We start from the raw sequence: 23,932 nt of genomic DNA, 5'->3' as shown, positions 1-23,932 counted from the left end.
GCCCAGGATCGGATCCGCTGGGGCGGCAACAACCTTTTCAAACATGGTATTCCCTGTATTCCGTTGAGTTCGTTGGGTGGCAAAGCGGCTTGATAAACAAAAGCGCTCATCTGGCGAGCGCTTCGTCAACTCTTTATATCACCGCGTTCAATGGGGGAAAACCGCTTTTTGGCTCGCTTTCAGGCCAATTTCAACCAACGGCATGCCACGCTGGCGCCAGCGCGCACACCTCGGCCGACAAGCCACCATTGGACTCAACCAAACCGCTACAAACTGCTAACAATGACTTGGGGATCCGGCTCGGTTCCCAGGGCCGAGGGTCCGTCAAGGGCTGGGCATACGCGCTGAGGATGGGTGCCAGATCACGGGGCAACCACCAGCTGGCCGGACGACCCAGCCGCTGGGCCAGCGCCTGCAGCCGATCTACCCCGGCAGGGTCGAGGGCGGTGAGATGGCTCCACAGCACATTGGGGGGCAAGGCGGCCACCACCTGCTGCAAGGCAAGAGGAGCCGATGGGGGGGCCCACACCAGCAAGGTGCCAGGATCAAGGGGCAACTCGGCAAAGGCGCCGACGCTGTCGGTGGTGATCACCCGCTCGATACTCCCATCCCCCCACAGGATCTTGCCAAGACTCGCCAGGGTGCGTTCGGGCAGGGCTACCTCCCCCAGCGCCTGCAACCAGGGCGCAGCATCGATCAGGGTGCCGCCACTGAAAAAGAGGCTGAACGGCTGGGCGGCGCGCAAGCGCAACAGCTGATCGGCACAGAGCCGGATCCCCTTGTCCTCAAAATCGATCTGCTCGTTGGGGGTGAAGTTCACCTCGGACTTGCGATAGAGCGCCGCCAGCACCCGCTCATTGACCTGCTCCCCCAACAACCAACCCTGAGCGTGCAACCACTCCTCAGGTGCGGGAGGCGCGGTAGCCATCTCGGCCAGCATCAGCTCGCGGGTGAGATAGCGCCGTCCGGCCGGGGTGAGCTCATAGCTGTGGCTGCCATGGGCGAGCAGCAGCTGGTTATCCTTGAGCAGCCCTACCAGCGGTTGCCACTGTCGGCCACGGATCACCACGGGTGAGTGGTTCAGCAACTGCTGCGCCAGCGCCCGCCATTCGGGGTGACTAAAGTCGATCAATTACAATCCATCCCTGTCAGTGCTCAATCGGATAAACAGCCTGAAAAGGTACCGTTACCGGCCGATGACGCCAAGCCTCCCGCGCCAATTACGTGACCTCGCTCCCTGCAATTTTCCCCAAACAGAAGAGCCCACCGTGGGGTGGGCTCTTCCTTGGATAACGCTCGATGCTTATTCGACGCGATGCTTATTCGACGTTGAGGCGCAGCTCGGCGTCGTGCCAACCCAGTGGCAGGGTCAGCAGCTGATCGATCAGCTCCCGGCGATCGGATTTCTCCAGATAGGCGAGATAGAGCGGACGGCTCAGCGGCTGCCCCCCCTCCACCAGATGGAGTGCCCCCTTCTCGAGGAAGGGGCTGACCATCCGCCGTGGCAGGTAGGCAGCACCACCGTTGGCCAGCACAAATTGCAGCGCCATGCTGGCGGAGCTGGAGTGCAGCACCGGGGTTTTTTGCAGGCTCTGCAAGCGGCTGGGTTGCGGCTCGAAGCTGGTGCCCCAATCGAGGTGGATGTGCGGCATCTGCATCAGGTTGTCGGCATTGGCTGCCGGATCCCGGCTCACCAGCTCGAATACCAGCTCACCGATGGGATGCAGGGCGATCTCGTCGATCTTGGTGGGCTCGGAGAGCAGGGCCAGATCGAGGGAGCGCTCCAGCAACTGGCGGCAGAGATGCTCGCGGGAAGCCGTTTCCAGCCGCACCGCCAAACCGGGCGCCAGCGCATAAATGTGATTGAGCCAGTCGTTGAAATCGAGCTCCCAGAACACCGCGGGCGCGCCGATGGCCAACTGCTGGCTGAATCCCGGCGAGAGCGCCACATCCTGCTTGGCACGACCAAGGGTGTGCAAGATGGCGTCTGCGTAGGGCAGCAGACGCTCACCGGAGGCGGTCAGGCGGATATTGTTGCGATGGCGGGCAAACAGACTGACACCCAGTTGCTGCTCTAGCTGGCGGATCCGGAAACTCACCGCCGACTGGGTCAGGTAGAGATTTTCAGCCGCCCGGCCAAAGTGCCGGGTCTTGCTGACCTCGATAAAGGTCCGAAGCAGCTCGGTATCCATTAATCGATGGACTCGTCACTGCCACCGCCGCTGCCACCACCGACATCAAAGCTGGCACCACCACCACTGCTCTCTTCGCTGGCGCCGCCAACGACGGTGCAGAGACGATGAACGCGCTTGGGACCGATCACCTTGAGGTACTTGAACCACACCTTGGCATGGGGGTTGGCACCGGCTGCGCCGGATTTGACCTGCTCGACGAAGGCGGACTCGACATCGTCACGGGGAGTCTGGGTGCCCTGGTAGAGTGCCAGCATGGCGGTACCATACTTTTCCAGACTGTCCGCTTCGGCCACAGTGAATTCACCACTGCGACGCAGACCACGGGGAAAATGTTTGAAGTCGTTGAAACGCTTGTCTGATTCGAAGCTCATAGTGCTCTTTTTTCTGGTTAGTTTGACCTTTGCGGGCAAGTATCATCAGGCCATCGCCGAGTGCAAAATCAATTTTCTCACTATGTTAATAAATATCTTTTATCGAAGTCAGTTTGCCCCATCGCTGACGCCGATTTTGTGGCATAACACACAAAAAACGTTGATAAATAATAAACTTATGTAAACGTGCAACCAATTTGCACGTCACTTTTCAGGCCACGCAGGCAAAAATAAAGCGCCATACGGCGCTTTATTTGTCACATCAGGTGAACCAGCTGAACCTTTGGTTCAAACATGCTTACTCAATCATGGCCGGTTGGGCCAGGTTGTCGGCACGCCACAGACGGTAGCGCACTTCGTACTCCTGCGGCACGTAGATAACAAACGGCAGTTTTGAGTTGTAGTTCACGAAGAAACCCTGACCATAGATCTGGACGAAGGTCTCTTTCTGCTGGTTATCCGGGCACATCATCAGGGTGCTGATGGGGTCAGAGACCTTGCCCAGTTGCAGGTAGTTGTAGCCCCAGCCTTTGACGCTGTGCTGTTCCAGGTTGCCTGCAAAACGCGGGACGTTGCAGTCAACCATCATCTTTTTGCCGACCTGCAGCTCGACCATCATGTCGGCTTCTTTCTCGACTTCAGGCAGGCGGATCACCACACGTTCCTGATTCACGTCAGCGGCTGGGAACATGCTGATATCAAATTTTTTCGGCTCGGCGGCGAAGGCATGGCCACCCAGCAACAAGGCGCCCAGCAGGCTAAAACGCAATACGGTTTTCATCTGTACCTCATGGGGTTGGTTCAACGCCGCTAGACTAACCGCTCTGCCGATTTCATGCCAGCGATCTGCTACGTAAAAACTGCGTAAAATGATGCAGATCCGGCACACCATGACGTGATCTGGCTATTTTCTGACAGGGCGCACACCCCTGTTGCGGGTACCTCAAACAAAAAGCGAGGCCAATTGGCCTCGCTTTGCATTCAAATGGCGCCATGTTGCTATTTGGCCGCCCCTTCATGGGCCTTGATGACGGCCACCGCCTTGTCGGGGAAGTCACTGAACACCCCGTCCACATCGGCCTGATAGAGGAAGATGTTAAGGAGATCGGTGAAATCCTTGGCATAGGCCGGGATCTGCCCCTCATCCTGACGGAAGGTATAGGGGTGAACTTTCAGGCCAGCCGCGTGGGCCTCTTTTACCATGCCGGTAAAGGTCGGTTTGCCCAAGGTGCCCGGCTCGGTGACGATCATCGGCTTCCACGGGCCAATCCCTTCGGCGTAGCTGGCGATGGTTTTCATCGCCCCCGGCTTGTACATCCAGTCATAGTTGTAGGGGGTCGCCTTGCCCTTGGCATCGTAGACCATGGTCTCGTTCCAGTCGGTCTCGGCCATCAGCTGCACCAGTTTCAGATCCATCCCCATGGCAGGCATCAGCTCGCTGTTGATGCGTTTGAGTTCATCGGCATCGAAGCACTGCAAATAGACCTTGTCATCCTTCCCGGTGTAGCCGTACTGCTTGAGCACGTTCAGCACCGCCTTGGAGATATCCTTGCCTTCGTGACGGAACAGCCAGGGGGCTTTTATCTCCGGGTAGATGCCGATGTTTTTGCCGGTGCTCTTGTTAAGCCCCTGGATCATCTCGATCTCCTCCTGGAAGGTGTGGATCTTGAAGTTTGACTTCCAGAGCGGGAAGCGGGCCGGATAGACCGGCACCTGCTTGCCATCCACCAACTGGAACGGCTCGGTCATGCGCAGGGAGCGCACCTCGGCCAGAGTGAAATCAACCACATAGTAACGGCCATCCGGACGGGCACGACCGGGGAAGCGCGCAGCCACATCGGTGATGCCATCGAGGAAGTGATCGTGCATCACCACCAGCTGGTCATCCTTGGTCATCACCAGATCCTGCTCCAGATAGTCAGCCCCCATGGCAAAGGCCAGCGCCTTGGACTCCAGCGTGTGCTCGGGCAGGTAGCCGGAAGCACCACGGTGAGCAATCACCACCTTGCCTTCATCGGCAGCAAATACGGGTAATGAGAGGGATGCCCCAAGGCTCAAAGCGATGAGGGAAACAGCGAGTTTTTTCATATGTGATGCTCTTTATTATTGTGTGTAGGTAATTGTTCTATCAGAGGTTTGCTTCATATTTTTGGTGGGCAGCAAGCACTGCCCACCTTCACTCATCAGCTCGCCTTGCGCAGAGCGTGATGGTATTGGTCGAGCCAGATGTGCAGCATCTGCTGCTCTGACTCGTTCAGGCGCAGCCCCAGCTTGCTGCGGCGCCACAGAATGTCTTCTAGGCTACAGGCCCACTCCCGCGCAATGAGATAGCGCACTTCCGACTCGTAGAGACCACCACCGAAGTGAATGCCGCGATCCTCTTTCAGCCAGAGACGGGCATGAGCGCCGTAGGCCTCGGCAATGCGCAGGGCGCTGCGATCGTCGAGCCAGTCAAACTCCAGCGCAAAGGCGCGGGCCAGCTCGCGCACCGAGCAGTCAAATTCGCCGCCGGGCAGACGGCTGGTGGCCGTCCAGTCATCCCCCATCTGGCTGAACCAGGGTTTGAGCTTGTTGCAGGCGGCCTGAGCCAGCTTGCGATAGGTGGTGAGCTTGCCGCCAAACACCGAGAGCAGCGGTGCACCGTCCGATTCACCCGACAGCTCGAGGGTGTAGTCACGGGTCACCGCCTGCGGCGAATCTGACTCGTCATCGCACAGCGGACGCACCCCGGCGTAAGTCCAGATCACATCTTTCGGGGCGATCTGACGAGTGAAGTGGGCGTTGACCACCTTGCACAGATAGGTGATCTCGGCCTCGCTGATCTTCGCTTCCCGCGGGCTGCCGTGGTGCTCCACGTCAGTGGTGCCAATGAGGGAATAGTCCTGCTGATAGGGGATGACGAAGACAATGCGGTTGTCCTCGTTTTGCAGGATATAGGCCTCTTCGCGCTCATGGATGCGCGGCACTATCATGTGGCTGCCCTTGATCAGGCGAATGCCACGGGGTGATTTCTCGTTCAGGCTCTCGTCGTAGAAGGTCTTGACCCAGGGACCAGCCGCATTGACCAGACCACGGCAGGTGACGGTGAACTGCTCGCCCCCTTCCCGCTCCAGGGTCAGCGTCCAGTGTTTGGAGCCGCGCACTGCCTTGATGCAGCGGGTGCGTGTCTGCACATCGGCCCCTTTGTCACGGGCCATCATGGCATTGAGTACCACCAATCGGGCGTCGTCGACCCAGGCATCCGAGTATTCGAAGCCCTTGTTGATCCCCGCGGTCAAGCCATCTTGCGGCAGGAAGCGCACGCCGCAGCTCCCCTTGAGCTTGTCGCGCTTGGCCAGATTGTCATACAGGAAGAGACCGGCGCGGATCATCCAGGCCGGACGCAGGTGCGGGCGATGGGGCAGGCGAAAACGCATCGGACGGGCGATGTGGGGTGCCATACCGAGCAGCACTTCACGCTCCGCCAACGCCTCTTTCACCAGCCGGAATTCGTAATGCTCGAGATAGCGCAGACCACCGTGGATCAGCTTGCTGGAATTGGACGAGGTGGCAGAGGCGAGATCATGCGCCTCAAACAGAGCAACCTTCAGACCCCGTCCTGCCGCATCGGCAGCGATGCCGACCCCATTGATGCCGCCACCGACGACGACCAGATCATAATGTTCGCTCATGTTCACCTACTTTCATTTTTATGATTGCTATAACAGCAATGTTTGATTTCGCTCATTTTAGAACATGAAAATACAACAAACGAACATTTTATGGTGAAAGTGTGATCGCCACATCCCGCCAGTGGTGGCAAAGGGTGCGCGTCAGGTGGGCAAATAGCGTCGAGCTAAAATCGGCGAGTTAACAACCAAAAAAACCAGATTGGATAGTGGTTTTGGCAATACCCAGAAAGGGGTGAAATGAACGCGAAGATGGGGGGGCAGGAAAAGAAAGGAGGCCGCCCTGACGGGCGACCGGCACAGCCTTGGCCTCTTCAGCCGTCAGCAGATATGGCAGGCGATTTGATGTTGTGCCATCAATCGCGTCAGCTTTTCCGGTGGCTCCTGATCGGTAAAGAGGGCGTGGATCTGGTTGAGATTGCCCAGATTGACCATGGCATTGCGACCGAACTTGGTGTGATCGGCGGCCAGGAACACCTGACGGGAGTGGGCGATGATGGCCTGGGCAATCTTCACCTCGTGATAGTCGAAATCGAGCAGGGAGCCGTCGTTGTCGATGCCCGAAATCCCGATGACGCCATAGTCCATGCGAAACTGACCGATAAAGTCGCGGGTCGCCTCCCCCACGATGCCACCATCGCGGTTGCGGATCTCGCCACCGGCAATGATAACGGTGAAGTCATCCTTGGCCGTCAAAATGCTGGCCACGTTGAGGTTGTTGGTGACGATGCGCAGCTCGCGGTGATCGAGCAGGGCGCGAGCAATCGCTTCGGTGGTGGTGCCGATATCGATAAAGAGCGATGAACCGTCGGGAATATTGGCCGCCACCTCGCGGGCGATGCGCTCTTTCTCCTTGAGTTGCATCACTTTACGGGCGCTATAGGCGGTATTGACGGTACTCGAATGCAGGGAGGCACCGCCATGATGGCGCCGGATCTTGTTCTGTTCGGCGAGATCGTTCAGATCCCGGCGAATGGTCTGGGGACTGACGTCAAACTGGGTCACCAGATCGTCGGTCGAGACAAATCCCTGCCGCGTCAGGACGTCCAGGATCTCCAGATGTCGTTGGGTTTGCTTCACGCTTGCACTCCGATGATGAAACGAAAAAAGGCCCCGGCAGATGCGGGGCCTTTCGGCAGTTTACCTGATCCCCTTTGGGATCAATAAGCTGAGGATCACGTTTTATGCCTTATGGGCAGCCGCTTTCTTGGCCGCAACGGCAATGTTCTCGTGCTTGAGGGTCATCGCCAGCAGGATGATGGAGAGCACGCAAGATACAGTCAGCACCATGAAGCCGCCATCCCAACCGAAGTGGTCAACGGTATAACCCAGCATGGCGTTGGCTGCCACGGCGCCGCCCAGATAACCGAACAGACCGGTGAAGCCTGCCGCAGTACCGGCTGCTTTCTTCGGTGCCAGCTCAAGGGCATAGAGGCCGATCAGCATGACAGGGCCGTAGATCAGGAAGCCGATAGCCACCAGCGCCATCATGTCGACGGTCGGGTTGCCAGCCGGGTTGAACCAGTAGACCAGCACGGCCACAGTCACCAGCACCATGAACAGGATACCGGCCGGGGCACGGCGGCCCTGGAACATCTTGTCAGAGATCCAGCCACACAGCAGGGTGCCCGGAATACCGGCCCACTCATAGAGGAAGTAAGCCCAGGAGGAGTTGTCGACAGTAAAGTGCTTGGCCTCTTTCAGATAGGTCGGCGCCCAGTCCAGCACACCGTAACGAATGAGGTAAACGAAGGCGTTGGCAATCGCGATATACCACAGCAGCTTGTTGTGCAGCACGTACTTGACGAAGATCTCCTTGGCGGAAAACTCCTGCTCGTGGCTCGCGTTGTAATCCTTCGGATAGTCGTCCTTGTACTCTTCGATGGGAGGCAGACCGACTGATTGCGGGGTGTCACGCATCACGAAGAAGGCGATCACCGCGATGGCCGCCGCCGCGGCAGCCGGCACATAGAAAGCACTGCGCCAGTCGTTGAACCAGCCCATCCCGAGGATAAACAGCGGGCCAATCATGCCGCCACCCACGTTGTGGGCCACGTTCCAGACCGCAACCACTTCGCCGCGCTCTTTCTGTGACCACCAGTGCACCATGGTGCGACCGCAGGGGGGCCAGCCCATGCCCTGTGCCCAACCGTTCAGGAACAGCAGCACGAACATGATGGCGATGCTGGAGGTGGCCCAGTGCATGGTCCCCATCATGAACATGATGGCGGCCGACAACAGCAGACCGGCGGAGAGGAAGTAACGGGCGTTGGAACGGTCAGAGACGTTCCCCATCAGAAACTTGGACAAACCGTAAGCAATAGAGACGCCGGAGAGGGCCAGACCCAGGTCGCCGCGAGAGAAACCCTGCTCTACCAGATAGGGCATCGCCAGACTGAAGTTTTTCCGTACCAGGTAGTAGCCGGCGTAACCGAAGAAGATCCCGAAAAACACCTGCCAACGCATGCGTTTGTAGAAGGGATCGACCTTGTCAGCCGGGAGCCTGTCGATGTGCGCCGCAGGCCTGAAGAGACTAAGCATGTTCTGCTTCCTTTTGTTGTTATGGGCGGTTGAGGGTGCCCTGATCATTCAAACGAACCAGACGAGTCCACTGATTCGTAAGCGAGCCTATTTTGCTCATATGCGCTCATTATATCTGTGATGCATGCTCAAATATTTCATTTTTATTACAAATAAAAGTTCCAAATGAGCAGTTTCTCATCAGCCTCTATCCCTTGCTGGACAAGGGACAGAGGCTACCCCCTAAGTGGTATCACGTCTTCATCAAGTTGCTTTACGTCACATTTCCTTAGCAATGAGTGGGATCTTGTCCACATTTACCGTGGCAGGGGGATGGTGGATTTTGCGGAAAGGTTTATTTTCTCTTTCGTCCGATAACGAGCGAAAACGAGCACAACGTTTGCGCAAGACACAAAAACAACAAAGAAACGTTTTCGGTCGCAATAGGTAGACACAAAAAAGATAAAACGGAACATCAAACCTCTCTACGGGTGGATATAAGGAAAAAGATATGAGCATACAAAGACCCAATACCCTGCTTGGCGAGTGCATCGCCGAGTTTATCGGAACCGGCCTGCTGATATTCTTCGGCGTCGGGTGTGTGGCCGCACTGGTGCTGGCGGGTGCCAACTTCGGGCAGTGGGAAATCTCCATTACCTGGGGTCTGGGTGTCGCGATCGCCATCTATGTGACCGGTGGTATTTCAGGAGCCCACCTGAACCCGGCCGTTACCCTGGCGCTGATGACCTTTGCCGGTTTCGACAAGCGCAAGGTAGTGCCCTACATCATCGCCCAGATCGCCGGTGCCTTCTGCTTCGCAGCGCTGGTCTACTTCCTCTACGGCAACCTGTTCACCCAGTGGGAAGTGACCCACAACGTGGTGCGCGGTAGCGTCGAGAGCCTCGGCACCGCCGGGATCTTCTCTACCTATCCCAATGCCCTGCTCTCCAACATGCAGGCCTTCGCGGTCGAGCTGGTGATCACCGCCATCCTGATGCTGGGCATCATGGCGCTGGGTGACAACAACAACGGTGCCCCCAAAGGTTTCGCTGCCGCCCTGCTGATCGGTGTCCTGATCGCGGTGATCGGTGCCTCCCTTGGCCCGTTAACCGGTTTTGCCATGAACCCGGCCCGTGACTTTGGTCCGAAACTGTTCGCGTTCTTTGCTGGCTGGGGTGATGTTGCCCTGACCGGTGGTCGTGACAACCCCTACTTCTGGGTTCCGATCCTTGGCCCCATCGTTGGCGCCCAGATTGGTACCGCTCTGTATGTCAAAGTGCTGGCTCCCTGCGTACCGGGCAACCGTGTTGCCGCTGCCGAGCAAGCTACCAAAACCGCCAAAGAAGAGGCTGCCGCATAAGAGCGGCCCCCCCCAACGTATAAAAACGTGGAAAATAGAAACGTGGAGAACATCATGTCTGCTGAAAAGAAATATGTCGTCGCTCTGGACCAGGGAACCACCTCTTCCCGCGCCATCGTGTTTGACCAGAATGCCAACATTGTCGGCACCTCCCAGCGCGAATTCACCCAGCACTACCCGAAAGCGGGCTGGGTAGAGCACGACCCGATGGAGATCTGGGCGACTCAGTCCTCCGTCTTTACCGAAGTGCTGGCCAAAACCGGCCTGCGCAGCGAAGAGATCGCCGCCATCGGTATCACCAACCAGCGTGAAACCACCGTCGTATGGGAAAAAGCCACCGGCAAGCCCATCTACAACGCCATCGTCTGGCAGTGCCGCCGCACCGCAGCCATCTGTGAAGAGCTCAAGGCCCGTGGTCTGGAAGAGTACGTGCGTGAAAACACCGGTCTGGTACTGGATGCCTACTTCTCCGGTACCAAAGTGAAGTGGATCCTCGACAACGTCGAAGGTGCCCGCGAGAAGGCGATGAACGGCGAGCTGCTGTTCGGTACCATCGACACCTGGCTGGTGTGGAAGATGACCAATGGCGAAGTGCACGTCACTGACCCGACCAACGCCTCCCGTACCATGCTCTACAACATCCGCGAGCTGAAGTGGGACCAGAAGATGCTGGACGAGCTGGGCATCCCGATGTCCATGCTGCCGCAAGTGAAACCCTCTTCCGAAGTGTACGGCTACACCACCCGTGGCGGCGGCTCCCGCATCCCTATCGCCGGTATTGCCGGTGACCAGCAGTCTGCCCTGTTCGGTCAGCTCTGCTTCGAAAAAGGGATGGCCAAGAATACCTACGGCACCGGCTGCTTCCTGTTGATGAACACCGGCACCGCACCGGTTCGCTCCAACCACGGCCTGCTGACCACCGTCGCCATCGGCCCGAAAGGGGAAGTGAACTATGCGCTGGAAGGTGCCGTGTTCATGGGCGGCGCCACCATCCAGTGGCTGCGTGACGAGCTGAAGATCATTCACGATGCTCGCGATACCGACTACTTCGCCTCCAAAGTGGGCGACACCAATGGTGTCTATCTGGTACCGGCCTTCGTCGGTCTGGGCGCCCCCTACTGGGATCCGTATGCTCGCGGCACCATGGTCGGTCTGACCCGTGGCGCCAACCGCAACCACATCATCCGTGCCGCGCTGGAATCCATCGCCTATCAGAGCCGCGATGTGCTGGATGCGATGCAGCAGGACTCCGGCATCAAGCTGGCGGCCCTCAAGGTAGACGGCGGCGCCGTAGCCAACGACTTCCTGATGCAGTTCCAGGCTGACATGATGCACACCCCGGTGGTGCGTCCGACCCGCATCGAGACCACCGCCATGGGCGCCGCCTTCCTGGCCGGTCTGGCGGTCGGCTTCTGGAAGAGCTCCGACGAGCTGGAAGACAAGTTCAGCGTGGACCGCGAGTTCATCCCGCAGATGGACAGAGACGATCGCGCCAAACGTTACAGCGGCTGGCAGAAAGCGGTTGAGCGTTCACGCCGTTGGGCTGAAGAGGATTGATCGGGCAACCGATATCCCGTTGAGATGAACAGCCAAGAGGCCGACTGCAATGTCGGCCTCTCTTTTTGCCTGCGCCCTGGATGTTGTCACTCCCCCTTCCCTCGTGTTGATACCGCCATATGTTGCTGCTGAGACCAGTTACCGATCCCCAGCGCAACACAATTGACTTATCTATCTATAATCATCTTCTGGGTCGCATATGCGACCTGATTTATGACAGGAGAGGGATATGGAGAGGGCGATACACCGTTTTACACTGCACTCACTCTGGTCGGGGCTCGGGATCCGCACACGGATCCTCTCCGGCGTAGCCATTCTGATGGTCATTGCCATCAGCTGCATTACCTTGATCCTCGAGCAGATCTCCCATACGCAGGCCCAGCAGCGTGTAGAGCGTTATGAGCTGCCAAGCAGTGTGGACCGGATTGCCAACCAGCTGACCGCCCAGCTGATCCAGCACCTGACCGAGGCGCAGGCGCTGGCCAGCAACAGCTTCGTCATCGATTGGCTGGCCCAGGGGATGCCCGAGGCGCAGTGGCCCGAGATGGAGCGCTACTTTCAGGATCTGCAGCGGCGTATCGGCGGCAACGTCTTTATCGCTCCTCGCCAGACCAATACCCTGCTTAACTTCAGCGGCGGCCCCACCGCCCAGAAAGCGCTGAACGGATCAGACCCGAAAGATGAGTGGTTTTACGGCTTTCTCAAGCGCAATCACCCCTACGAGCTGAACCTCGATATCTCTGATTTTGACAAGCGCGCCTCCCTCTATATCAACACCGCCGTCACCCGTGAGGGCAAAACCCTGGCGGTGGCGGGCACCTCCATCAACATGAATGCCCTGAGCAAGCTCATCAGCAGCTACCGGATTGGCAAGAGCGGCCAGGTCTATCTGGCGGACATGGACGGCAAGATCGAGATCCATCCCGAACAGGAGCAGGAGGACGCCGCCCACCACCAACCTGCGTTCCTTGCGACCGTCAAACGGCTCACTCCCAACGCCCAAGATCAGGTGGCGGTGGAAGCGCTGACGCTGGAGGGGCAAACCTACCTCATCGCGGTACGCTACATCCCGGCCCTCAACCGGCTGCTGATCGGCGAGATCAATGGTGCCGAGCTGGAAGAGGGACTGCACGAATCCCGTCAGCTCATCATCATGGTGTCACTCGCTATCGGTGGGCTCGCCATGTTGGCTTCGGCCTGGCTGGCCCACTCCATCAGCCGTCCCATTCGCCAGGCCGCCGATGGCATGCACCACATCACCGCAGATCGGGATCTGGCGACCCGCCTCGACTTCTCCGACGAGTCGGAGCTCGGGCTGATGGCGCAGAGTTTCAACAGGCTGATCCAGAGCCTGAACCAGAGCTTCTCCCGCTTTCAGCAGTCAGGTAGCGCCCTCTCGGCCCAATCCTCGCAATCCCTCCATCAGGCACAGGCTCTGGCGGGAGAAGCGAGCCAGCAGGCCCAGAGCATTCAGGAGCTGACCAATGTGGTCGCCACCATCGGCAACAATGCCGAGCAGATCGCCAGCCGCTCTGAAGGGGTCAACGACGTGACCCGGCGCATCGCCGACCATATGCTCAGCATCGAACAGGATGTGACCCAGAGCGCCGATCGGCTCGACACCTTGCGCAGCAGCATCGGCAGCTCCTCTGCCCTGCTCGAAGAGGTGGTCAAGGACAGCAACAACATCACCCAGATCATGAACCTCATTCGCGATGTGTCGAACCAGACCAACCTGCTGGCCCTCAATGCGGCCATCGAGGCGGCCCGGGCGGGGGAGATGGGGCGCGGCTTTGCGGTCGTCGCCGACGAGGTGCGCCAGCTGGCGGTGCGCACCCAGACCGCCACCAAGGATGTACAGGATCTTATCTTGCGGCTACAGGAGGGCACCCGGCAGGCCAGCAGCTCGATGGCGGACTCCCGCACCCTGAGCGAAGAGGGGTACAACCGGATGAACCAAGCCAGAGAGGTGCTGGTTGATGCCACCAGCCAGATCAACCAGACCGCCGTAGAAATCAACGAGATCAGCGCACTGGCCCAGTCCCAGAATCAGCAGATGGGGCAAGCCAGAACGGCGCTGGATGAGCTGGCCATGGTGGCCGAACACCAGCGGGAACACGCCGAGGAGAGCAATGCCGCCAGCAGCGAACTGTTCGAACTGGCCAAGGCCATCGACGAGCAGATCCGCCAATACCGGATTGGCTAGGCCCGCCTCTTCCTCCTCTCCCTCTCAATAACCAACACGCCACCGCAGGGTGGCGTTTTCATTTTGCAAATCATTTTGCCTGCGCTCTCAAAACGGGAATGACGAGCAAGAGCGCAAGATATTGATAATTAACGTAAAAAATGTGGAACAGTCATTGCTTAGTGATATCAAACTCAACAGAGGGATATCGCCATGAAACCGACCACCACTCAAGCGCCCGTAGCCCACGTCGCCACCGCTCAAAAAGAGACACTGACCCCCCGCGAAGGCACCTTCCTGATGATGGTGGCCCAACTGGTGGTGCTCACCTGCATCGTACTGGCCGCCACCGTCGGCGGCCTCTCCTGGCAGTGGACACTGCTGCTGGCCATTCCGCCGGTGATCGGCGGCGCCCTGCTCAGCCGGGTATGGGGCAAACTGCCCCACTAACTGCGCTTCAGCTCACGCACCTTCCCGAACCGGCGGCCGACCCTCAAGTCGGCCGTCTGTTTATCTGCCGGCTGGCTAATGCTGATGGGCCGCAACGAAGGCGCTGCTTGTTGTTCGTTAAGCAAACCGCAGCGACGAACCGTTCAAACAAACCGCACAAACCAACCTGAACTACAGGGTATGGCTGCCCAGCTGCTCTTTAAGAAAATCGAGCCAGACCCGCAGCCGGATATCCCGCTGGGCATCGGAGTAGAAGACCGCATTGATGGGGCGCGAGGCGCCGCTGTTGCTGCGGGCCAGCACCTCCACCAGCGCCCCGCTCGCCCGATCCGGCCCGGTCATAAAGTCCGACAGACAGACGATCCCCTGCCCCGCCAGCGCCAGCTGGCGCAAGGTTTCGCCGCTACTGGCACGCAAACTGGGGGTGATGGCAAAGCGATCCCCCTGCTCGGCACTGAGCAGCGGCCAGTGGTTGAGGTGATCGGGATGCAAAAAGCCGAGCAGCTCGTGGCCGCTCAGCAGATCCGCCGGTTGGCGCGGGGTGCCGCGCTCGCTCAAATAGCCGGGAGAGGCCAACAGCCGCAGCCGCGAACGGCCAAGCGGCAGCGCGCGCAGGGAGGAGTCGGTCAGCTCGCCAATGCGGATGGCCATGTCCACCCGCCGCTCCATCAGATTGATAAAACCCTCCGAGCTGTGCAGTTGCAACTCGATGGCAGGGTAGCGGCGGCGAAACTCGCCGATGATCGGCACCAGCCGGTGCAGGATAAAAGGGGTGGCCGCATCGACCCGCAAGATCCCCTCCGGCTGCTCCCGGCGCATCAGCAGATGCCCCTCTGCCTCGCTCATCTCGGTCAGGATCTTCACGGCCCGCTGATAGAACCAGCTCCCCTCCTCGGTCAGACTGACCCGCCTCGTGGTGCGATTGAGCAGCACGGTAGAGAGCTTCTCCTCCAGCCGCTTGATGCCACGGCTCACCACCGAGTTGTCCATGCCGAGGTTCTCCGCCGCCTGGCGAAAACTGCCCGCCTCCACCACCGCAACAAACAGGGTCAGTTCATCAGAATGGGTCTTCATTGCTGTTATCCGGACAAGAGTAATGGGCCTTTATAGGCGCTGCTGCTGTGGATTGGCAAGCGTGCGGTGAGGCCAGTTCTTTTTTTCTACAGAGACAGAACGTGACCGCGGGCCCACATCACACTTGCGATTTGTCAGTACAATGCAGCCTAAAAAGCACCGTATGGCACCAATTAGTCACAAGGACGAACACCATGACATTTGAAGCACGGCTGGCCGCCGCCCATCAGGAGTTGGCGAGCAAAGGGGTATGGCATGCCAACTACAATCCCCCGCTATGCAGGCTGCTGCGCAGGTTCGGTTATCCCGTCAAACCGCCTCACTATGAGGGCTGGCTAACCAACTTTCTGGTATTTGGCGTCGGCTTTGGTCTGGTATGGGGTGTGATGATGTGGTTTTTCAGCTGGCAACCTATGGCAATAGATCTGCTGTTTGCCCTGCGCCAAACAGCCTTGTTTGCGGGATTCTGCGGCCTGACCATGGCATCTTGGCTCTGGCTGCGGCGCAAGCAGCTTAAACTGACCCAGTGGGAACAACTTGCTGAACTCACAGATGCTGATGAGGGAGATGAACTGAATGAACGCCCATGAAAAACTGAACTATGTGGAGTTTGCAGCGCGGGATCTTGCGGCCACCAAGGCTTTCTTTCAGGCCGTATTTGGCTGGCACTTTGTCGATTACGGCCCCGACTACTGTGCCTTTGCCGATGAGGGGCTGGATGGCGGATTCTATCGTGCGGATCAGTGCAATCAGACAGATCAGGGCGGCGCCCTGCTGGTGTTCTACAGCGCCGATATTGAAGCGACTCAAGCCAAGGTGAGCCAACATGGTGGCACCATCAATCGCCCTCTCTTCGATTTCCCCGGTGGCCGCCGTTTCCACTTTGTCGAACCCAGCGGCAATGAGTTTGCAGTGTGGTCAGAGCCGTCCTGCGTCTGATGATACAGGGCGGTAGGTCCGCCATTTTCCCTTTTATTTCATGCCACCATGGCACTTGCGCCATATATTTCTTGCTGCCGGATTGCTGCACTTCCCTCAATACTGTTTTGCGACCAGCGCCCTGTTTCCTGCAAGTCACGGCAGGCATACTGACCCTTCGTTTTTGCCAAGGAGGTTCAGATGTCATCACCCGTGATTGTGATTGCCCAGCTTGAAGCCAAACCCGAATATGCCGAGCAGTTTCGCGCCGCCCTTGAGCCACTGATTGCGGCCACCCTGCAAGAGGCGGGCTGCCAGCGCTATCAACTGCATCAGGATCTGGACAATCCAAACAGCTGGATACTCTACGAGGTGTGGGAGAGCGAAGCTGCCCTCACCCGCCATCAGGGCCAGCCTCACTTTACCGAATTTGTCGCCAAGGCCGAGCCCTGGTTTGCCAGCAGCTCCATTCGCCGTTATCAGCCGCTGGACGCCTGACTAGCCGCGCCGATGAGCGCCCTTTTGCAACCCGTTTGAGGAGTAGCATGATGAAGATGCCCAACCTGGGTCTTGGAACCTTTCGCCTGACCGGCCAACCCCTGCGCGACTCCCTGCTGCAGGGGCTCGAGCTTGGCTACCGTCACATCGACACAGCCCAGATCTACGCCAACGAGGCAGAAGTGGGCCAGCTGATAAGCGAGAGTGGCGTGCCTCGCCAGGATATCTATCTGACCACCAAGGTGTGGACCAGCGAATTTGGCCCGGGCAAGGTGATCCCGAGCCTTGAGGTGAGCCTCGAAAAACTGGGCACCGACTATCTGGATCTGGCGCTGATCCACTGGCCCTCCCCCAAGAGTGAGGTGCCGATGGCGGTCTATCTGGAGCAGTTGGCCGAGGCCAAGGCCCGGGGCCTGACCCGCGAGATCGGGGTCTCCAACTTCACCGTGGCCCAGCTCAAACAGGCTATCGAGATTTTGGGGCCGGGCGCCATCGCCCATCAGCAGATCGAGGTGCATCCCCTGCTGCAAAACCGCAAGGTGGTCGAGTTCTGCAAAGCCCACGGTATCGCCATCACCGCCTATATGCCGCTCGCCTATGGCAAGGTGCTCACCGAGCCGCTGCTGATGGAGATCGGCAAACGCCACGGGGTATCGGCGGCGCAGGTGTCGCTGGCCTGGCTGCTGGCACAGGAGATGGCGGTGATCCCTAGCTCCACCAAGCGGGAGAATCTCGCCGCCAATTTGGCTGCACTGAAAATCAGGCTCACTGCCGAGGAGATGGCCGCCATCGCCACGCTGGAGCGGGGCGAGCGCTGTGCCAACCCGGACTTTGCACCGGATTGGGATTAAATGGGAAGGGAGGCATGGGCTCTCTCGCTTCGGCGGCGGATACCGACCCCCTCACGAGCCGATTGCAACCACGAGCTATCCCCTCTCCCTGTGGGAGAGGGTCAGGGTGAGGGCAAGCTCCTCTTGTAAGTCATCAGGCCTTCAACCAGATAGCGCCCCCTCATCCCCAGCCCTTCTCCCTCAAGGGGAGAAGGGAGCAAATAACGCTCTGATGACATTCTTAAGCACCAGCGGGGGGCACAATGCCTCCCGCTTTTTTGTCTCCAATACCGCGTGTGACTACCGTCCGTGCAGCTAACCGCTTCCCGACCCCTCGACTGTCCTTTGCTCCTTAACCGCTCCCCCTTGGCCCCCGACTCTCTGCACGCTGTTGCCCCCTGCTCTCACCGAACTCTGCACGGCAGCTCTTGTCTTCGTTGTCTCAGTTACGCCCACTACCCCATTCCCCCTCACGATTGCTGCTGATTTGGCAAAAGTAATTTGATGTTGTCGTCATTTTTGCCAACAAAACGCTGCCCCATACTGACGCCATTCTCCCGTCGGGAGTCCCTATCCAAGGAGTTGTTATGCCACTGGCGTTATTTGCCCTTACCCTGAGTGCCTTTGCGATCGGCACTACCGAATTTGTGATTGTGGGACTTATCCCCACCATCGCAGAGCAGCTCAATGTCTCGCTCCCCTCGGCGGGCCTGTTGGTCAGCCTCTATGCCCTTGGGGTAGCCATCGGCGCCCCCGTGCTCACAGCGCTCACCGGCAAGGTGCCGCGCAAGTGGCTGCTGGTAGGGTTGATGGCGCTCTTTACCGCCGGCAACCTGCTGGCCTGGCAGGCCCCCGGTTACGAGAGCCTGATTGTGGCCCGCATCCTGACCGGGCTGGCGCACGGGGTCTTCTTCTCGGTGGGCAGCACCATTGCCACCGGCTTGGTCGCCAAAGAGAAGGCGGCGAGCGCCATCGCCATCATGTTCAGCGGCCTTACCGTGGCGCTGGTGACTGGGGTACCGCTCGGCACCTGGATTGGTCAGGTCTTTGGCTGGCGCGAAACCTTTCTGGTGGTAAGCCTGCTGGGCCTCGTCGCCATGGTGGGTAGCCTGCTGCTGATCCCGAGCAACCTGCCCAAGGGGGCGGCCTCGACCATCCGCGAGCAGCTTTCGGTACTGACCAACAAGCCGCTGCTGCTGGTCTACGCCAAAACCGCCCTTGGTTATGGCGGCGCCTTCACGGCCTTTACCTTCCTCGCCCCGATCCTGCAGCAGGTGAGCGGCTTTAGCGCCGGTTCGGTGAGCCTGATCCTGCTGGTCTACGGGGTATCGGTCGCCATCGGCAATATCTGGGGTGGCAAGCTGGCCGACAAGATGGGCCCGCTGCCTGCACTGAAGTTGCTCTTTGCCGGTCTGGCACTGGTGCTGCTGGCCCTCACCTTCACCGCACCCCATCCGGTGCTGGCGGTACTGACCGTGCTGGTATGGGGCGCCTTTGCCTTTGGCAATGTGCCGGGTCTGCAGGTGCTGGTGGTGCAACAGGCCGAACGCCACACCCCCAAGGCGGTGGATGTGGCATCGGGTCTCAATATCGCTGCCTTCAACGTCGGCATTGCGCTCGGCTCCGTAGTTGGTGGTTTTGTGGTGGAGCACCTCGGCCTGATGCACACCCCCTGGATCGGCGCCCTCATCGTGCTGCTGGCCTACGGGCTGACCCATGTCAGCGAGCGCCGCGAAGCCGTCCGGCTCGCCGCCTGTCAGGCATAAGCTGCGCCAGCAGGCCGCTCTGCCTCTCCCGTCATCACATAAAAACGAGCGGCTTATGCCGCTCGTCTCTTTTCACGCTCTGTTATTTTGTCTGTTGTTATGCCGTGCGAGAAACCACTTCCCCCTTGTTCACCGCCCGCTTGAGCCAGTAGTCGAGGCTGACATAGCGACCCCCGCCGTAAACCAGCAGCACCAGCAGCATCACGAAGTAGGTGGCGGCAAACTCCATCCCGTTGTTGAGCATCACGGGATCCCCCAGCTCGGTGATGTAGTTGTAGCGACCGGGGAAGTTGGCGGCCAGCCACTCGATAAAGCCGTTGAGGCGCAAGGTAGCCTCCATGCTGCCGGTAGCGATGGCGTCCCAACCGTGCTTCCAGTGCACCATGGCACTCGCCACGCTCATCAGGAAGATGGTGGGAATAGCCATGATGCGGGTAAAGAGGCCAAGGGCGATGCAGATGCAGCCCAGCACCTCGGTGCCCGCCGCCAGAAAGGCGAGCAGGGTCGGGAACGGCAGGTTGAGCCCCCCTTCCGAGATCGGCGCACCAAACCAGGCGGCGGTGCCGGCAAAGCCCACCACCTTGGAGTGGGCCCCCACATAGATGACCGGAATGAGATAGAGGCGAATGGCCAGCAGGGCCAGAAAATCGAGCCGCTTGCACTGGGCCACCGCCCGCTCGTACCACTGGATCAGGGTGTTGTTCATGGGAATTCTCCTTGGTGTTTGTTAAATGAGGGCCTACGTCAGGGCATAGGGGCGCCAGTCTGGCGCTCGCCAACGGGCAGCGTCAGCAGACCCAGCCGGTGAAAATGGCGCACCCACTCGGTCAGCTCAAAGTCGCTGCGAACCTGTTGAACCTGTTGCTGGAACGCTGCTCGGCTAATCCCCGGCTGCTGTTGCAGCAACTGGATCAGCGCTACATCCCATTCGCGCAACCGCTGGGTCACTACCTGATGATCCGGACTGCGAAACAGGCCATAGAAGTGGTTGCCCTGCCGGGTCGGCACCACGCCGCTACGACGGATGGCAAAGGGGAGCTCAAGCAGCTGCAGGGTGGGATTGAGCACAAACGAACTCTCCGCCGTCACCTCCTCCCCCGCTAAAGCTTGCGGCACCACCCCTTCATCAATCTCGACACAGAGGCAGGCCCACTCGTACTCCAGCAGCGCCAGCCGCTGCTTTGGCCAGTTGAGGGTGCCCTCGCTGTGGCGATGCTGCACATAGCGGACAAACTCGGTGGCGATATGGTGAAACTCGGGGGCATCGGCACCGTGCTGGATAACAAAGCCCTCCACCAGTTGCCACCTGTCCACCGGTGCCCAGTGGCCGTGGGTGAGCACAAAGGCGCTCTCCAGCACCGACTCCACATTGGCGCGCACGCTGCGGGCATAGTGGCTGGCAATGTCATCCTGCGGCAGCCGCACCCGGCTCGCCAGCCAGGCGGTCTGCTGCTGCATCCGCTGCGGGGCCGTTTTGGGCGCAGTGATCAGTGATAACCGTCTATCCATAGCGCACCTCCCGCACCTGATGGTCGAGCGCCTCGCAACAGGCGCCATGCACCCACGCCAGCTCGGCCTCCAGCTCAGGCAACGACGGCAGATGGTGATCCCGCTCCAGCAACAGGGGGCGCAGGCCGTGGGTCTGCACCGTATAACGGGCCAGCGCCACCACCGCCTCGCACACCGGTTTGCCATGCGTGTCTAACAGATAAGTCCCGAGCAAAGTGCCGTCACTCTCTTCCAGATGACCGGCGATATGGAAGTAACGGATCGCACTGCCCGGCAGCCCGGCAATCATCCGCTTGGGGCAGTAACCGTGGTTGCGGCTGTTTACGAAGACGTTGTTGATATCGAGCAGCAGCTCGCAGCCGCTGCGCGCCACCAGCTCGGCGAGAAAATCCTCCTCCGGCATCTCGTGGTCATAGCCGTGGTAGTAGGAGATATTTTCCAGCACCAGCGGGCGAGCCAGCGCATCCTGCACCTGCGCGATCCGCTCTGCCAGATAGGGAATGTTCTCCCACTGGCGCGGCACCGGTAGCAGTTCGTAGAGATAACCCTGTTGGTCGCGGGAAAAGCTCAAATGCTCGCTATAGATCTCGATGCCGAACTCGTCCAGAAAGGTGCGGATCTGGCTGAGCAAAGTGCGATTGAGCGGCTGGCAATCGCCGAGAGAGAGGCTGAGGCCGTGGGCCACCAGCGGGTAACGCTCGGCCAGCTGATGCAGCTGCGCCCGCTTGGCGCCGCCGATGGCCATCCAGTTCTCCGGCGCCAGCTCGAGAAAGTCGATGCCGGGTCGGACGGGGCCGGAGCAGAGCGCATCCAGATGCTCCTGCCGCAGCCCGATCCCCCGACTGCGTGAGCTTATTGGCCGCATACCCCCTCCGTCATCTTGCTGCCCTTGCTGGATGTGTCGCCATCAATCCCCTCTCCCGCCACACCGCACTTGCCATCACGGGCGCGCACCAGCCGCCCCTGTGGATCGCTGTCGAGTGCTTGCTTTTCAAAGCGCTTCTCGGTGCCACACTTGCCCGCCGCACACTTGCCGCCGTGCTGTTCACTGGGGGCGGCCTTTACCGGCGCATCGCTCGGGGTGGCCGCCAGCGCCAGTCCCGGGGTCAGGGCAATCAGGCTGGTCATGGCGATGGAGAGGGTCAGTTTGCCGGTGGTTTTGTTGCTGCTTGAGTTACTCATGGGCGGACTCCTTGACGGATGAAACGGGGTAGCTGGAGAGATCGCGGGCGGCCACGATCTGGCCGTGGAACTGCTGTTTGACGATGGCCATCGCCTCTTTCTTGTGATTGAGGCCAACCCCCATCCAGTGGCTCAGCACCAGCAGCTTGGGGTTCACCTCGGCGGCAATCTTGGCCACCACAGATGGCTTGGCATGAAGCGAGGCGGAGACCGGGTCGGCCCCCTCGTGGATAGCGAGCGGCATCACCAGAATGTCGGCCCCCTTGGCAAACGGCACAAAGGCCGGGTTGCTGCCGTTCTGATCCGCCGAGATGACGATGGTCCCCTCGGCGCTCTCGATGCGATAAGCCAGACAGGGCACGTCACCGTGGGGGATGCCAAGCGCGGTGATGGTCAGCCCATCCTGCTGATAGACGGTGTGGGGCTGCGGGGTCTGATAGGGCACATCGTGCAAGTTGATGGGGAAGAGGCCATCGGTGCCATCCTTGAAGCCGCTCAGGTAGGCATAGGCCCCCTTGTCCTTGTTGAAGAGGGCATCAAAGTAGCCGCTCATGCTGGGGAAGGCCGAACCTGCCTCGGGCCCCGCCAGATCCAGCGGATCGCTGCGCTCGAAGAAGTAGGCCCCCTTGAGCAGGGCGGGCAAGTCGGTCACATGGTCGGTGTGAAAGTGGCTGATGCCGATAAAATCGACCTCTTCGAGCTTGGCCCCCGCCTGGCCGAAGCGCAGGTAGACGCCGCCACCGGCATCGATCAGGATGCGGGATTTCCCCTTCCACCAGATCACCTCGCTGGAGGAGGCGCGCAGATCGTCGGAGATGGGGCCACCACTGCCGAGCACCTGCAGGGTGAAATTCTTGTCCAGTGGCGTCAGTTGTACCGGTTCGGCACAGGCCGGGGCGACGGTGAGCGCGCACCCGATGGCCAGCGCCACCGCTTTCAATCTCTGTTTCATCACAATTACCTGTCGGTTGGTTGTCGGTTGAAAGTGTGTCGTTTGTGTCGTTTACAGGGGGTGAGAGGGGCCGATGGCGATGTGTGAACACCAGCCACCGGCCGCGGCGAGGGGCGCGAGCCCCCCGCCGTCAGTTGCCGTCCCGTTCGTCCGCCTGCCAACGCGCTTCCAGCCAGAGCAGGTTGCACAGGCCCAGCAGCAGGGCGAATCCGAGGCCCAAAATCCAGGTGAAGTACCACATAGCGTCCTCCTTATGGTCAGTAGAGTTGATGGCTGTCGCGCTTGATGCGGGCGCGGTCGAGCTTGCCGCGCACCACCCGATAGACCCAGCCGGTGTAGCCCAGGTTGACCGGCATCAGCACCAGCACGAGGCCGAACATGATGGCCAACGTCTTGTAGCTGGAGGTGCTGTCCCACAGGGTCAAGCTGCTGACCGCATCGAGGGATGAGGGCAGCACGAAGGGGAACAGGGCGATGGCCACCGAGCAGAGCATGGCGGCGCAGGCAATGGCGCTGGCCAGCAGCGCAATCCGGCCCCGCTCCAGCCAGGAGGCAATCCCGCTCACCAGCGGCGCCAGCGCCCCGATGATCGGCACCAGCCACAGCAGCGGATAGTCAAAATAGTTGCGCAGCCAGCCTCCGGCGTGGGGGATCACCCCCTTCATCAGCGGGCTGATGGCAGCATTCGGGTCAAAGGGTTGTGTGCCCACACCGGTCAGCTGAAACCCTTGCAGATCCACCAGATGCCAGCCGGCCAGCAGGTAGCAGAGGCTCACCAGCGGGGCCAGCAGGATGGCGATCCCCCGTGCGCGCAGCGCAGGGGTGCCGGTCACCTTGGCTTGCAGAAAACCGGCGCCGTGCAGCAGCAACAGGGTGATGGCGGTGGCCAGCACCGAG

At 59.8% G+C, this 23,932-nt stretch carries 25 protein-coding genes; 9 read left to right on the top strand and 16 right to left on the bottom strand.

Translation table 11 applies throughout. The features are described 5' to 3' along the window. Positions 1-190: 190 nt before the first annotated feature. The 8 genes from LD28_RS0116525 to glpT all read right to left on the bottom strand — a co-directional run bounded on the left by LD28_RS0116525 (position 191) and on the right by glpT (position 8,775). Entirely contained in the window at positions 191-1,132 is a 942-nt protein-coding gene (locus LD28_RS0116525) for a hypothetical protein (protein ID WP_033138035.1), read from the bottom strand. A 187-nt stretch (positions 1,133-1,319) separates the two neighbouring features. Further along, positions 1,320-2,192: an HTH-type transcriptional regulator HdfR gene (gene hdfR / locus LD28_RS0116520; protein ID WP_005337525.1), complete on the bottom strand. Its 873-nt coding sequence runs from the start codon at positions 2,190-2,192 to the stop codon at positions 1,320-1,322. Next, on the bottom strand, positions 2,192-2,566 hold the full coding sequence (locus LD28_RS0116515) for a MaoP family protein (protein WP_033138034.1): 375 nt from the start codon (positions 2,564-2,566) through the stop codon (positions 2,192-2,194). Before LD28_RS0116515 ends, hdfR begins: the two co-directional genes overlap by 1 nt. A 298-nt stretch (positions 2,567-2,864) precedes the next feature. After that, positions 2,865-3,347, bottom strand: a complete 483-nt coding sequence (gene eco / locus LD28_RS0116510; protein WP_033138033.1) for a serine protease inhibitor ecotin — start codon at positions 3,345-3,347, stop codon at positions 2,865-2,867. Between the two features lie 218 nt (positions 3,348-3,565). After that, positions 3,566-4,654 carry a glycerophosphodiester phosphodiesterase gene (gene glpQ / locus LD28_RS0116505; RefSeq protein ID WP_033138032.1) on the bottom strand — a complete coding sequence of 363 codons (1,089 nt, stop codon included), beginning with the start codon at positions 4,652-4,654 and terminating at the stop codon, positions 3,566-3,568. Between the two features lie 95 nt (positions 4,655-4,749). Next, a complete protein-coding gene (glpD, locus tag LD28_RS0116500; protein WP_033138031.1) occupies positions 4,750-6,237 on the bottom strand; it encodes a glycerol-3-phosphate dehydrogenase in 1,488 nt (495 codons plus the stop codon). Positions 6,238-6,555: 318 nt separating this feature from the next. Then, on the bottom strand, positions 6,556-7,314 hold the full coding sequence (locus tag LD28_RS0116495; RefSeq protein WP_033138030.1) for a DeoR/GlpR family transcriptional regulator: 759 nt from the start codon (positions 7,312-7,314) through the stop codon (positions 6,556-6,558). A 102-nt stretch (positions 7,315-7,416) separates the two neighbouring features. Further along, positions 7,417-8,775, bottom strand: coding sequence for a glycerol-3-phosphate transporter (gene glpT / locus LD28_RS0116490; protein ID WP_033138029.1), 1,359 nt, complete (start codon positions 8,773-8,775; stop codon positions 7,417-7,419). Positions 8,776-9,265: 490 nt separating this feature from the next. On the opposite strand from glpT, the gene LD28_RS0116485 reads away from it, so the two are divergent. The 4 genes from LD28_RS0116485 to LD28_RS0116470 all read left to right on the top strand — a co-directional run bounded on the left by LD28_RS0116485 (position 9,266) and on the right by LD28_RS0116470 (position 14,306). Next, complete coding sequence (locus LD28_RS0116485) at positions 9,266-10,114, top strand: MIP/aquaporin family protein (protein WP_033138028.1); 849 nt, start codon at positions 9,266-9,268, stop codon at positions 10,112-10,114. A 54-nt stretch (positions 10,115-10,168) separates the two neighbouring features. After that, positions 10,169-11,671, top strand: coding sequence for a glycerol kinase GlpK (gene glpK / locus LD28_RS0116480; RefSeq protein ID WP_033138027.1), 1,503 nt, complete (start codon positions 10,169-10,171; stop codon positions 11,669-11,671). Between the two features lie 229 nt (positions 11,672-11,900). After that, positions 11,901-13,877 carry a methyl-accepting chemotaxis protein gene (locus LD28_RS0116475; RefSeq protein WP_033138026.1) on the top strand — a complete coding sequence of 659 codons (1,977 nt, stop codon included), beginning with the start codon at positions 11,901-11,903 and terminating at the stop codon, positions 13,875-13,877. A 192-nt stretch (positions 13,878-14,069) separates the two neighbouring features. Continuing rightward, positions 14,070-14,306, top strand: a complete 237-nt coding sequence (locus tag LD28_RS0116470; protein WP_033138025.1) for a hypothetical protein — start codon at positions 14,070-14,072, stop codon at positions 14,304-14,306. A 171-nt stretch (positions 14,307-14,477) separates the two neighbouring features. Here LD28_RS0116470 and LD28_RS0116465 read toward each other — a convergent pair whose 3' ends face one another. Beyond that, positions 14,478-15,380 (bottom strand): LysR substrate-binding domain-containing protein, encoded by a 903-nt coding sequence (locus LD28_RS0116465; RefSeq protein WP_033138024.1) that lies wholly within the window; start codon positions 15,378-15,380, stop codon positions 14,478-14,480. Positions 15,381-15,574: 194 nt separating this feature from the next. On the opposite strand from LD28_RS0116465, the gene LD28_RS0116460 reads away from it, so the two are divergent. The 5 genes from LD28_RS0116460 (at position 15,575) to LD28_RS0116440 (ending at position 19,392) form a co-directional block, all read left to right on the top strand. Beyond that, entirely contained in the window at positions 15,575-15,970 is a 396-nt protein-coding gene (locus LD28_RS0116460) for a DUF6404 family protein (RefSeq protein ID WP_033138023.1), read from the top strand. Beyond that, positions 15,957-16,319: a VOC family protein gene (locus LD28_RS0116455; RefSeq protein ID WP_033138022.1), complete on the top strand. Its 363-nt coding sequence runs from the start codon at positions 15,957-15,959 to the stop codon at positions 16,317-16,319. The genes LD28_RS0116460 and LD28_RS0116455 overlap by 14 nt, the downstream gene beginning before the upstream one ends. Before the next feature lie 180 nt (positions 16,320-16,499). After that, positions 16,500-16,796, top strand: a complete 297-nt coding sequence (locus LD28_RS0116450; RefSeq protein WP_033138021.1) for a putative quinol monooxygenase — start codon at positions 16,500-16,502, stop codon at positions 16,794-16,796. A 47-nt stretch (positions 16,797-16,843) separates the two neighbouring features. Beyond that, complete coding sequence (gene dkgB, locus LD28_RS0116445; RefSeq protein WP_033138020.1) at positions 16,844-17,647, top strand: 2,5-didehydrogluconate reductase DkgB; 804 nt, start codon at positions 16,844-16,846, stop codon at positions 17,645-17,647. Between the two features lie 566 nt (positions 17,648-18,213). Beyond that, positions 18,214-19,392: an MFS transporter gene (locus LD28_RS0116440; protein ID WP_033138019.1), complete on the top strand. Its 1,179-nt coding sequence runs from the start codon at positions 18,214-18,216 to the stop codon at positions 19,390-19,392. 97 nt (positions 19,393-19,489) lie between these two features. Here the strand turns inward: LD28_RS0116440 and LD28_RS0116435 are convergent, their stop codons facing one another. From LD28_RS0116435 to cydB, 7 genes are all read right to left on the bottom strand, one after another. After that, positions 19,490-20,098, bottom strand: coding sequence for an HvfX family Cu-binding RiPP maturation protein (locus LD28_RS0116435; RefSeq protein WP_033138018.1), 609 nt, complete (start codon positions 20,096-20,098; stop codon positions 19,490-19,492). Positions 20,099-20,136: 38 nt separating this feature from the next. Beyond that, positions 20,137-20,901 carry an HvfC family peptide modification chaperone gene (locus LD28_RS0116430; protein ID WP_050514354.1) on the bottom strand — a complete coding sequence of 255 codons (765 nt, stop codon included), beginning with the start codon at positions 20,899-20,901 and terminating at the stop codon, positions 20,137-20,139. Continuing rightward, positions 20,894-21,766, bottom strand: a complete 873-nt coding sequence (locus LD28_RS0116425) for an MbnB/TglH/ChrH family RiPP precursor modification enzyme (RefSeq protein WP_033138017.1) — start codon at positions 21,764-21,766, stop codon at positions 20,894-20,896. Before LD28_RS0116425 ends, LD28_RS0116430 begins: the two co-directional genes overlap by 8 nt. Continuing rightward, positions 21,754-22,083: a hypothetical protein gene (locus LD28_RS0116420; protein WP_033112924.1), complete on the bottom strand. Its 330-nt coding sequence runs from the start codon at positions 22,081-22,083 to the stop codon at positions 21,754-21,756. Before LD28_RS0116420 ends, LD28_RS0116425 begins: the two co-directional genes overlap by 13 nt. Continuing rightward, positions 22,076-23,035 (bottom strand): MBL fold metallo-hydrolase, encoded by a 960-nt coding sequence (locus tag LD28_RS0116415; protein WP_033138016.1) that lies wholly within the window; start codon positions 23,033-23,035, stop codon positions 22,076-22,078. The genes LD28_RS0116420 and LD28_RS0116415 overlap by 8 nt, the downstream gene beginning before the upstream one ends. Positions 23,036-23,165: 130 nt before the next feature. Next, positions 23,166-23,276, bottom strand: coding sequence for a cytochrome bd-I oxidase subunit CydX (gene cydX, locus LD28_RS0116410; protein ID WP_005337572.1), 111 nt, complete (start codon positions 23,274-23,276; stop codon positions 23,166-23,168). Between the two features lie 16 nt (positions 23,277-23,292). Then, positions 23,293-23,932: cytochrome d ubiquinol oxidase subunit II (gene cydB, locus LD28_RS0116405; RefSeq protein WP_033138015.1), on the bottom strand; the 640-nt coding region annotated here is incomplete at its 5' end.

Origin of the sequence: Aeromonas finlandensis (genome assembly GCF_000764645.1) — a bacterium.
GTDB classification, from domain to species: Bacteria; Pseudomonadota; Gammaproteobacteria; order Enterobacterales; family Aeromonadaceae; genus Aeromonas; species Aeromonas finlandensis.
Note: the sequence above shows the minus strand (reverse complement) of the source record. Positions and strands in the feature narration are given on the sequence as shown.